Below are 2,864 nucleotides of genomic sequence, written 5' to 3' on the forward strand. Positions count from 1 at the left end.
AATTTGGTTTAACCCTGAGAAGGAACACATTTACTTTAAGATGCATTGTCTGCGAAGCAGCGTAGATTAAAGTTCGCCATCGGCGAATGTGTTCCTTCGGTCTCGGGTATGCGTAGTGCGGGATTTCAATGCACTTACCTTTTCGTTTGCAGTTGATTTTGTTTTATATTCATTATGTCATTTTAGCACTTCAGCCCGCATTACGTATACCCATTGTTGTGTGCCGTATTTTTTTAATGTTTTGATTTAAATCCATTCGAGAAACTTCCCGAATTACCGTCTCCTTTATAGTTTATCTGAACGCTGTATGATTTTCCTTTTTCTAACTTTTCTGTCTTTACTGTGAATGAGTTTATTCCTTTTTTAGACTTTGTTTTTAATGAACCGATTACTTCATCATTTTCATAGTCCTTGATTTCAATCTCAATGTCAAGTTTGTCTATAAAGTAGAGTTCTATTTCTACCTTATAATTCGAAATACTGTAAATATCTCTAATGTTATTTTTGTCTGTTATGTACGTTCTTTCTCGTTTTGTTCCTTTTTCTATTCCCTTTATTTTTGAATAGGTAATTATACCTTGAACGTTTCCAAATTCCACAAACGGCATTGGAAAAAATGGAAGAATATAATATCGGTAAGGGTCAGGCGTTGCTTGCACAATTTTTTCATAGGTAAAACCATTGATTGTGTCCTTACTCACTCCTTGAAGGAAAAATCCTTTTTGTCCACCTTGCTCAATAAGTTTGAGTTCTGTTGAGTATTCTTTAAACGGAATGAGTTGATTTCCGTAATAGTAACCGCTGTCTGCTACCTGCATTAAAAATTCTTCTGGTCCATCTTTTGAACCGCTTAAATAGTTGTAGCCTTCAATCTCCATTTTAAGAGACTTCTTTCCGTCAACTAATGTATCTCCAATGTACCTAAAGTTCTTAAATTGTTTGTCTTGGTATTCAGCTAATCCTGTTGAGTCGTTGTACCATTTTCTGCGATAAAACAATTGAATTTCATCTCCTGGTTGAATGTCAAATCGGTTGTTGGTTTGAAAATCGTTTTTAATTCCCTCCGAAATGTCATTATAATTGTCTCCGTAAAGCTGTTTTGTATAAAACTGTCCATTACTTGAAACTGCTAATGTTTTCAAGTCAGGAATAATTACAGCATAAATTTCTGAATTGTCAGTAGAGTAATACTTTCTTGGTGTTTTCTCGGTTGCTATTAGGCTATCTCTTGGGTAACTCCTTCTAGTGTCGATATATTCTAGTGAAGTATTTACTTGGTTTCCAAAAAGTGTGGCTGTTTGTTCTTCCGTTTTGTCGTAGTCAATATTGTGAACCGTTTCAAGGTTTTTATCGAGAAGTTTATAATTACCGTTATCAAAGGATTCGAAATAGGTCTCGGTTTTTTCAATTTCAGAATAGTCAACAAAGTCTTCCGTTTTGAATTTTAAGAAATGTCTATTTTCTATCAATGTATCTTTTAAGTCTGTTCTTACTTGCAGTCCGATAAACTCATTCTTTTGGTCAAAGTAGGTTGCTCGAACATAAATTTTCGATTGAGCCATTTCTTTTCTGCTTTCTTGTCCAAAGCTGATTTGAGTTAGAAAAAGTAAAGTCAGAAGTATTATTATTCTCATTAATCGGGTTTCTTTATATGGCACACAACGTGTTTGTGTAAGCGTCAGTAACGGGAAAGTGCGCGAGTACTTTCCGCTGACGCCACCAAGATAGCAAAACGAGTTGAATTTTCCGAAGGTAAATTCAGCCGTTATTGCGCTTACACGTTGTTGCCACCAGTTATTTTATATTTTAAAGTTAATGACATCTTCGTGTTCAGTTTTGTATAATTGTCCTCCTTCATTTTCAAATTTTACTACTTTAACTTTGAAATAAGCTATTTTAGGAACTTGAGTTTTTCCAAATCGGAAATATGTTCTACCATCTTGGTCTATTACTTTAATGTCATTAATTGGTTCAAAATTCAAATTGTCAGTACTCATTGTTAAACCCACAGACCATTCGTTATTCGGTAGGTCTTGAAATGTGAAATAATAAAAATCCTTGTCAGCCATTAATTTGGGAACTTCTGTAAATCCAATCATAAACCATATTGGTTTAACGAATTGAGAATTATTGAATTCCTCAAGAGTTAGTGGTTCTTTTAAAAGTTGCCATTTATTATTCTCTGGATAATGAGTCAAAATCGAAAACTCTGGTTTAATGTCAAAATAATATTCAGATGTTTCTTGTTCCTTTGAAGTTCCCCAAGTCGTGTCCACTAAAACCCACTCGTCATTTAATTTGATAGCGTTCCAAGCGTGTCTGAAATTATCGTCCGATTCCAACTCCACGTAATGATTTCTTAAATCTCGAATATGTCCAGTTACTACAACTGCCTCGATATCAATTTCGTTCATAAACCATTTGAAGAGATTTGCATAACCAGCACAAACTCCTTTTCTGTTTTCATAAACATCATATTCGTCTTGTTTCTCTGAAAACTCTTCATTGGTTATAGTTCCAGCTAAAATTTTTTCAAATAATTCATTGTCGTATTGTATGTTCGAACCAATCCAATAATAAAAGAATTTCGCAAGTTGATTTTTGTCCTTAATACGCTTTTTTGCATAATCTGTTAAGTCCCACATATCAAGATTCATTTCATTGGTCTTTTCAACTAATGATTTGATTTGTTCATTTTGGGAAAAACCATAATTGACAAATATCAAAAGGAAAAATATTGTAAAAATGGGTTTTTTCATAATTGGTGGCAACTCAGGGTTAAACGTAGTTCTGCTTTGAGAATGAAAAGATAATAAATTCTTGAGCAATAATTAGAGAAAAGCTCTTCCTTATAATCTCTAATT

At 33.5% G+C, this 2,864-nt stretch carries 2 protein-coding genes; both read right to left on the reverse strand.

Annotation, left to right across the window (positions count from 1 at the left end):
* Positions 1-233 precede the first annotated feature (233 nt).
* The gene (locus DFQ02_RS14850) at positions 234-1,634 is read right to left on the reverse strand and encodes a hypothetical protein (RefSeq protein WP_147297795.1); all 1,401 of its coding nucleotides are present in this window, start codon (positions 1,632-1,634) and stop codon (positions 234-236) included.
* Between the two features lie 165 nt (positions 1,635-1,799).
* A complete protein-coding gene (locus DFQ02_RS14855; RefSeq protein ID WP_116525235.1) occupies positions 1,800-2,759 on the reverse strand; it encodes a transglutaminase domain-containing protein in 960 nt (319 codons plus the stop codon).
* Positions 2,760-2,864 lie beyond the last annotated feature (105 nt).

The sequence above is a fragment of the Seonamhaeicola aphaedonensis genome (assembly GCF_003386195.1).
GTDB lineage: Bacteria > Bacteroidota > Bacteroidia > Flavobacteriales > Flavobacteriaceae > Seonamhaeicola > Seonamhaeicola aphaedonensis.